Raw genomic sequence first — 8105 nt, 5'->3', positions numbered from 1 at the left:
CTCATCGCACACTCCTTCTATTTTTGTTATCTATTTTTATGTATCGGTTACTTGAATGAAAAAAAGACATCAACTCTATTTGCAGATGCCACCAATCGTCCCGAGTTCTTCCTTTTACTAATGATACGATAAAAACGCAGGCTCATACAATATTTTCCCGCAAAAGTTTCGAAAAAATTCGCTTCTTTTCTCGTATTTTCGTATTTTTTATGAAAAAAGGGCATTTTTTGTAAAAAAATAGATGTTTCCTAAGTAGAAATCTTATTTTAAGCAGTACGATAGTAAATGAAATTTATATCGGCGATTTTTCGAATATATCGACTGTAACTCGAAATATATCAGCGATTTTCCAAATATATCGACCGCAACTCTAATTATATCAGCGATTTTTTAAATATATCAACTTACCAACAAAAATCGACAATGACAGTCGCTATACAATAGGAGAAAGCTGTTCCAAAATGCCTTCTTGGAACAGCTCATTAAAAGTTTTTATAATTTACTTCCAAATGATTTTAATTCATTCATAAAATCATTGAACTGCGGTATATTCATTTGCTGCGCCGCATCTGATAAAGCTACAGCTGGATCTGGATGTACTTCAGCCATAATTGCGTCTGCACCAATTGCCATCGCTGCTTTTGCAGTTGGTAAGAGAAGGTCACGTCGCCCTGTAGAATGCGTTACATCGACAACGACAGGTAAATGTGTTTCTTTCTTTAAAATCGGCACAGCGGAAATATCAAGCGTATTACGCGTCGCTCTTTCATACGTGCGAATACCTCGTTCACATAAAATAATATTTCCATTTCCCTTTGCCATAATATATTCTGCCGCATTAATGAATTCTTCAATCGTTGCTGATAGACCACGTTTTAATAATACTGGTTTATTTACAGCACCAGCTGCCCTTAGCAAATCAAAGTTTTGCATATTGCGAGCGCCAATTTGAATAACATCAACGTAATCTAATGACATCTCAATATCATTCGGATTTAAAATTTCACTAATAACAGCCAAATCATATTCATCTGCTACCTGGCGCAAAATTTGTAATCCCTCTAATCCAAGACCTTGAAAATCATACGGTGAAGTACGTGGTTTGAACGCACCACCACGCATTAATTTCAGACCTTGCTCTTTCATTGCTTCAGCAACTTGACGTACTTGTTCATAACTTTCCACTGCACACGGTCCCATAATAAAATGCTGATTTCCGTCACCAATTTTTTCACCATTAATTTCAACAATTGTATCTTCTGTTTTTTTCTTACGAGAAACAAGTAATGCTTTACGATGATCATCTTCTTGTAATTCTAAACCAGCTTGAAAAATTTGTTTGAAAATATGTTGTAAAGTCGAAGTTTCAAATGGACCATTATTATTCTCTGCAATTAAATCCAGCATATTTCTTTCACGTACAGGATCAAAACGTTTCACACCTTGTATTTCTTTTAAATTACCAACTTCTTGTACGAGACGACCTCTTTCGTTTAGTAACTCTAATATTTGTAAATTAAGTTGATCAATTTTAGAACGTAAACGACCTAATTGTTGTGATGCCATAAGAAAGCCACCTCTTTCAAATTCCTATATATTACTTTTTTAAGATAACTTATTATAGCTGATACATATACGATTGTCACACGATATACAGCAATGAATTACTATCAAAAAACATTGTATATTTTTATTTAAAATAAAAAAAGACAGTTTACATACTGTCTTTTTTACAAGAAGGAAACAAACGGTTTATCACTGTTTTTCTCTTTTATAATAACGGCCTCAATTTTACTCTCGGACTTAATCTGTAATTGTACTTTCGCATCTTTAGGCAATTTGTCTAACATGCCTTGAGCAGCCAATTGGGTAAGAGCCATTAATTCTGTTTTACCGTTATATTTAATAACAATATTCATATTTAATGTATCCATTTGATCTTTCTTATAAGAAACTTTAGCGTTGACTGGAATAAAATCTCCATTAGAAAAACCTTTTATTTCCTTAGCAAAGTTATTTATTTTTGTATTATCTTCTCCATGTGCTTGTGTAAATTCATCAGAAGGATATGAATACGACTTTTCATCAATTGTACTCCAATTTCCAAGGTTCGTATCATTCTTTTGAACAGTAGCACTAGCAATATACGTACCATTTTTTAAAGAACTAGTACTTTCTTGCTTAAAGATAGCAAACGTAATTGGAGATTTGTTATACTTATCATTTTTGTTAATAGCTTCAATAAGTTGTTTAGCAACTTCAGACCCTTTAGACATAGCTTCTTCATTCGATACACTTGAAGACATAGCTAAGCCAATCATAACACCAGATAAACTTAATTCATTTGAATTCTGTTTTCCAAAATAGTCTTGTTCTATAATATTCGTCAAAACTGGCGCTTCTACTTTCGCAACTAGTTCATCAACTAGTTTCTCTGGAATATACTGATTTAATTGCAGTACGTGACTCTCTGTATCAAATTGTTGCGTTGCAATATTTATTAAACCATTTTCATACTCTGCTAAATCTAATTTAGAATTTGTTTTTATATTAGCTGTATTAATAACCTTTTGTTCTTTTAAAGGAATAACAGTTCTATAATAATCTTTAGAAACAGCAGTTCTCGGAATCATACTTTTTTCTTTTGTATCTTTTTGTATAACTTCATCCTTCTTACTAATCGTATTACTATCGTTACTACAAGCTCCCAGTAATAAACTTACGACCGCGAAGGATAATGCCATTTTCTTCATTACTTAAAACCTACTTTCAACAATCTAGTTATTTAATTTGAACTAATAACAGTGTACCATTAAATATATTTCAACAAAAACAAAAAAAAGAAGCAAGCACCTTTAGCTTGCTTCTTTTTACTTAATATTCTCTTCTAAAGCGTCTTTTTTAATGTTCCAATGAGACGTATTCCATACTACGATCCCATCTTTTATGTATAACACTTGCGGAGATTCATGTTTAATGCTGTACTGTTCTGCAACACGATTCGACACATCTCTCGCGTCTTGTACGTATAAGTAATACGCTGGTACCGCTCTTTCTTCACTGCAATACGCTTGAAATTCTGTGTATGCACCGTGACTAATCGGGCATGTCGTACTATGTTTAAAAAGAACATACGGCTCATTCTTTTCTACTAAGACTTCAAGCTCTTCAATTGTTTCAAGTTTTGTCATATTCATCACGATTCACCTCTCATACGAAATCTAGAGCGCTTCTCTTTCTTTTCAGCTTTTTTCTCAATTCTTTCTAATTTACGCTCTTCTTTTTCAACCTTCTTCTCTTGTCTCGACGCACGGTAATGATTGTATACTTCAATCGCCGCACTGCTCCACTGTACAACTTGCGCTACTTTATCAGCGTTATTTTCAATTTCATCCGTTACAGAGTCTGATACATTACGAAGCTTCGTATTTAAAGATTGGATTGTCGTTCCAATCCCATCTACACCCGCTACCACTTTATTTAATGACTGTGACTTCTGTTGAATATCATCAGCTAACGCATTCGTCTTATGTAATAATTGCTCTGTCTCTACGCTAATTCCTTGCATTTGTTTTTCTAAACCTTCTAACGTGCTTGCAACGTTTTCTAACGTCTTCTGAACCGATAACAACGTTCTGCATACATACACTACTAATACTGCGAAAGCAACCGCGATAATAGCCGCACTTACATATAAAAGAACTTGCATTTCATCACTTCCTTTATCTTTTTCATACTTTCCCCTATTATACAATCATTTTCCGTTTCATTCTAATCCCTATCTCATCATTAGAATTTTCATACTTATTCGTTAACTGTAACATAAATCATTCAACAAATTCCACTAAGTAGGTTACAATAGGAGAGGATACATAATTAGTAGGGAGGCTTTACATATGAAAGATCCACGTATTGAAAAGTTAGCATACAATTTAATTAACTACTCTATCCGCTTACAAAAAGGTGAAAAAGTATTAATTGAAAACTTTGGCTTACAAAAAGAACTTGTAACTGCACTTGTAAAAGAAGCATATGCAGCTGGTGGTTTCCCATTCGTCTCTTTAAAAGATCATCAAGTAGATCGCTCTTTATTAATGGGTGCTACTGAAGAACATTTCGAACAAATCGCTGCATATGAAGCAAGCGTAATGAAAGACATGGACGCTTATATCGGCCTTCGCTCTGGCGATAATATTAATGAACAAGCTGACGTTCCAAGTGAGCGTATGAAAGTTCATGGCCAAACAGTTGGTAAAAAAGTTCATAGAGACATTCGCGTTCCGAAAACGCGCTGGGTTGTTCTTCGCTACCCAAATGCTTCTATGGCACAGCTTGCTAAAATGAGTACAGAAGCTTTCGAAGACTTCTACTTCGAAGTTTGTAACTTAGACTACGGTAAAATGGATAAGGCGATGGATAGCCTTGTTACATTAATGAATAAAACAGATAAAGTTCGTTTAACTGGTCCCGGAACTGACTTAACATTCTCTATTAAAGACATTCCAGCAATTAAATGCTCAGGTCATTTAAACATTCCAGACGGTGAAGTATACTCTGCACCAGTTCGTGATTCTGTTAACGGTACAGTTTCTTACAACACACCATCTCCTTACAACGGTTATACATTTGAAAATGTACAACTTAAGTTTGAGAATGGTCAAATCGTTGAAGCAACTGCAAACGATACAGAGCGCATTAACAAAATCTTCGATACAGACGAAGGTGCACGCTACGTTGGTGAGTTCGCAATCGGCGTAAACCCATACATCTTACATCCAATGGGAGACATCCTATTCGATGAAAAAATCGATGGCAGCTTCCACTTCACTCCTGGACAAGCTTACGACGATGCATGGAACGGCAACAACTCGAACATTCACTGGGATTTAGTATGCATCCAGCGCCCTGAATACGGCGGTGGCGAAATTTACTTCGACGACGTACTAATCCGTAAAGACGGACGCTTCGTTGTACCTGAATTAGAAGCTTTAAACCCAGAGAACTTAAAATAATAATAAAAACGCTCGGAATTTTCTCCGAGCTTTTTTTTATTTCTTCTCTACCATTTCTATTTTCACATGTGGATTTTCTTTCTTGATAAGCGCCAAAAATTCATTCATATTTTGCGGCATCGCAACCATATGTACTTTGTATGCATTCGTCGTAATTTCAAGGTATTTCCCAACTTGACGAATGATTCTTATCTCTTTCAATACGATATCGTCATTTAAAATGCCGTACTTTAATACACCATTTTCTACTTTATGTTTTTTAATAAATACTTCCCAAACGAGTGGTACATTTACAAGGAAGCATAAACCCATCCCAATCAACGCTGACATCCAATGCGCTCTATTAGTGAAAAGCATGACAATTGGATATATACACATAAAAGCTAACGTAAGACAAACGAAAATGACTACTGACTTACTTCTTTGAATTGGAAAGTTCATACCTACACCCCCTAATCCAAATTATACCACTATTTCCATTTTGGTTCATAGAAAAAGGCCATTTCTAAATGACCTTTTACACAATGTACCTATAAAATTTCTTATCTACTTGTAGCACCGGAAAGTTTTTCGGCAACTCATCTATACTCACACTTTGAAAACCATTCTTTTCATAAAAACGATGTGCCGCTAAAAATTTTACTGTTGTTCCTAAATAAATATCTTTCAACTTTTTATCCTCAGCCCATGAAATTGCTGTTTGAAGCAACATATATGATGCGCCCCATTCTTTTCCACGAAACTCTTTTTGTACGAACATTTTTCTTAGCGCTACTTGATGATTCTCAATATCTAATAAAGCTACTGTTCCAACTACTTTACCATCATAAAGTGCTACCCAAAAGTTTCCGTGATCCTTTTGATAGAACGTTTCTATTTCAAGTAAATCAGGTTGCTCTTCTTTCGTAATGGGAACATTATACTCTTTTTGCTGAATATGAACGATAAGATCTACTATTTCCTCTTGAAACGTACCTTCATATGGAACAATACGAATCTTCTCGTTCATCGAATCTCTTTCCATTCTGAAGCTAGTAAACTATATACAGCGATATCATGAAAATGATCATATAGCCATTCTTCATCTCGTAAAATACCATCTAACTTAAATCCTAAACGCTCTGGAATTGCGCGACTCTTCGCATTTCCAACACCGCAACGAATTTCAATTTTATTCAGCTTTAAATTTTCAAATGCATAGTGAAGTACAGCCTTTACGCTACGCGTCATAATACCTTTCCCGCCAGCATCTTCTGCAAGATAATACCCAAGACTCGTCGCTTTCTTCCCCCAGCTCACTGGATGAATACCTACCATCCCAACGAGCTTTCCTTTGTAACGTATGCCACTTTCAAAACCATCTCCCTCTGCAAACTTCTTTAACCACATCGGAAAAATCTCATCATAAGCATCAGCAGATTTTGTCCCATCTACCCAAGGGAGCCATTTCCGTAAATGATTACGGTTTTGATCTAATAATTGATATAATTCCTCTTTATGATGTTTTTCTAATAATTGTAGTTCGATTTCGTCATCTACTCGGAGTGTGAACATGTTTTTTAGTCCCCTTTTTAGTTTTCTTATTATTCTAACACTTACATTTCAAAACGCGTACCAATATATCAACGATTTTTGAAATATATCGAACACAACTCCATATATATCGACGTTTCAACATTAATACACAACCACGACAACAAAAAAAGACGCACAGCCAAGCTATGCGTCTTTCCTATTACTTCTCTGCAACTTGAACTTCTTTTACATAAGCTGCTTCGAATTTTTGGATGTCACCTGCGCCCATGAAAATTAGAACGCCGTTTTTATGTTTCTTTAATACATCCGTTGTTGTATCTGTAATTAGTTCTGCACCGTCAATACGCTTTTGCAGATCTTCAATTGTTAATTCACCTTTGTTTTCACGTGCTGATCCGAAAATATCACATAAATATACTTGGTCAGCTTTGCTTAGGCTTTCTGCGAACTCATCTAAGAACTTTTCTGTACGTGAGAATGTGTGTGGCTGGAATACAGCGACAATTTCACGCTCTGGATGTTTTTGACGAGCAGCTTCAATCGTTGCATTAATCTCTGTCGGATGGTGTGCATAGTCATCGATGATTACTTGCTCTCCCATCGGCTTTTCATTAAAACGACGTTTTACGCCTTCAAAAGTTGTTAATTGATGTTTTACTGCTTCTACATCAACATTTTCATAATGGCAAAGCGCGATTACTGCTAACGCATTTAATACGCTGTGATTGCCGTATCCTGTAATTTTGAACGTATCATAGTACGTGTTACGAACGAATACATCGAATATCGTGCCATCTGTTCTCTTTTGGATGTTGCGTGCTTGGAAATCATTATCTTCTCCAAATCCATAGAAAATAACAGGTACTTTCGCTTGAATTTTTTGAAGTTCTTCATCATCTCCACATGCAATAATGCCTTTTTTCACTTGCAATGCCATCTCTTGGAATGCACTGAATACATCATTGATGTCTGCAAAATAATCTGGATGATCAAAATCAATATTCGTCATAATTGCATAGTCTGGATTATAAGACAAGAAATGACGACGATACTCACAAGCTTCAAATACAAAATACTTACTATTTTCTACCCCATGCCCTGTTCCATCTCCAATAAGGTAAGATGTAGGGTGTGCACCTTGCATTACATGGGCTAACAAACCAGTTGTTGATGTTTTTCCATGTGCACCAGTTACAGCAACACTTGTGTATTGGTTCATCAGGTCACCTAAGAAATGATGGTAACGATGGACTGGGATGTTTAATTCTTTTGCTGCTACGATTTCTTCATGCGTATCAGGAAATGCATTTCCTGCAATAATCACTTGTCCTTCTTCTACATTATTCTTATCAAAAGGAAGGATCGAGATACTACGCTTTTCCAACGCTGTTTGTGTAAAGAAACGCTTTTCATAATCAGACCCTTGAACAGTATGCTTCATATCATGAAGAATTTGCGCTAATGAACTCATTCCTGTTCCTTTAATTCCTACAAAATGGTAAACTGTCATCTTAAAGAACCTCCAACATTTCGAACTAATACAACGGCCTATCTATA

9 protein-coding genes are annotated in these 8105 nt (G+C 35.5%); 1 reads left to right on the top strand and 8 read right to left on the bottom strand.

Annotation, left to right across the window (positions count from 1 at the left end; translation table 11 throughout):
- Positions 1 to 492: 492 nt before the first annotated feature.
- From AC0OM3_RS07275 to AC0OM3_RS07260, 4 genes are all read right to left on the bottom strand, one after another.
- Positions 493 to 1566, bottom strand: coding sequence for a bifunctional 3-deoxy-7-phosphoheptulonate synthase/chorismate mutase (locus tag AC0OM3_RS07275; protein ID WP_000168215.1), 1074 nt, complete (start codon positions 1564 to 1566; stop codon positions 493 to 495).
- Positions 1567 to 1730: 164 nt separating this feature from the next.
- A complete protein-coding gene (locus tag AC0OM3_RS07270) occupies positions 1731 to 2753 on the bottom strand; it encodes a CamS family sex pheromone protein (RefSeq protein ID WP_000738000.1) in 1023 nt (340 codons plus the stop codon).
- 117 nt (positions 2754 to 2870) lie between these two features.
- A complete protein-coding gene (gene ytxJ, locus AC0OM3_RS07265; RefSeq protein WP_001057465.1) occupies positions 2871 to 3197 on the bottom strand; it encodes a bacillithiol system redox-active protein YtxJ in 327 nt (108 codons plus the stop codon).
- Positions 3197 to 3709 (bottom strand): DUF948 domain-containing protein, encoded by a 513-nt coding sequence (locus tag AC0OM3_RS07260; protein WP_001197720.1) that lies wholly within the window; start codon positions 3707 to 3709, stop codon positions 3197 to 3199. The genes ytxJ and AC0OM3_RS07260 overlap by 1 nt, the downstream gene beginning before the upstream one ends.
- 187 nt (positions 3710 to 3896) lie before the next feature.
- Between AC0OM3_RS07260 and AC0OM3_RS07255 the strand changes: the two genes are divergently transcribed.
- A complete protein-coding gene (locus AC0OM3_RS07255) occupies positions 3897 to 5012 on the top strand; it encodes an aminopeptidase (protein ID WP_000654731.1) in 1116 nt (371 codons plus the stop codon).
- A gap of 36 nt (positions 5013 to 5048) precedes the next feature.
- Here the strand turns inward: AC0OM3_RS07255 and AC0OM3_RS07250 are convergent, their stop codons facing one another.
- The 4 genes from AC0OM3_RS07250 to murC all read right to left on the bottom strand — a co-directional run bounded on the left by AC0OM3_RS07250 (position 5049) and on the right by murC (position 8058).
- The gene (locus AC0OM3_RS07250) at positions 5049 to 5453 is read right to left on the bottom strand and encodes a PH domain-containing protein (RefSeq protein WP_474211216.1); all 405 of its coding nucleotides are present in this window, start codon (positions 5451 to 5453) and stop codon (positions 5049 to 5051) included.
- Between the two features lie 76 nt (positions 5454 to 5529).
- On the bottom strand, positions 5530 to 6021 hold the full coding sequence (locus AC0OM3_RS07245; RefSeq protein WP_474211215.1) for a GNAT family N-acetyltransferase: 492 nt from the start codon (positions 6019 to 6021) through the stop codon (positions 5530 to 5532).
- Complete coding sequence (locus tag AC0OM3_RS07240) at positions 6018 to 6566, bottom strand: GNAT family N-acetyltransferase (protein ID WP_000494681.1); 549 nt, start codon at positions 6564 to 6566, stop codon at positions 6018 to 6020. The genes AC0OM3_RS07245 and AC0OM3_RS07240 overlap by 4 nt, the downstream gene beginning before the upstream one ends.
- Positions 6567 to 6747: 181 nt before the next feature.
- Positions 6748 to 8058: a UDP-N-acetylmuramate--L-alanine ligase gene (murC, locus tag AC0OM3_RS07235; protein WP_000219467.1), complete on the bottom strand. Its 1311-nt coding sequence runs from the start codon at positions 8056 to 8058 to the stop codon at positions 6748 to 6750.
- Between the last annotated feature and the right edge of the window lie 47 nt (positions 8059 to 8105).

Source organism: Bacillus sp. FAU20 (assembly GCF_056033865.1).
The sequence above is the reverse complement of the archived record's forward strand: the minus strand, read 5'-3'. Positions and strand labels throughout refer to the sequence as shown.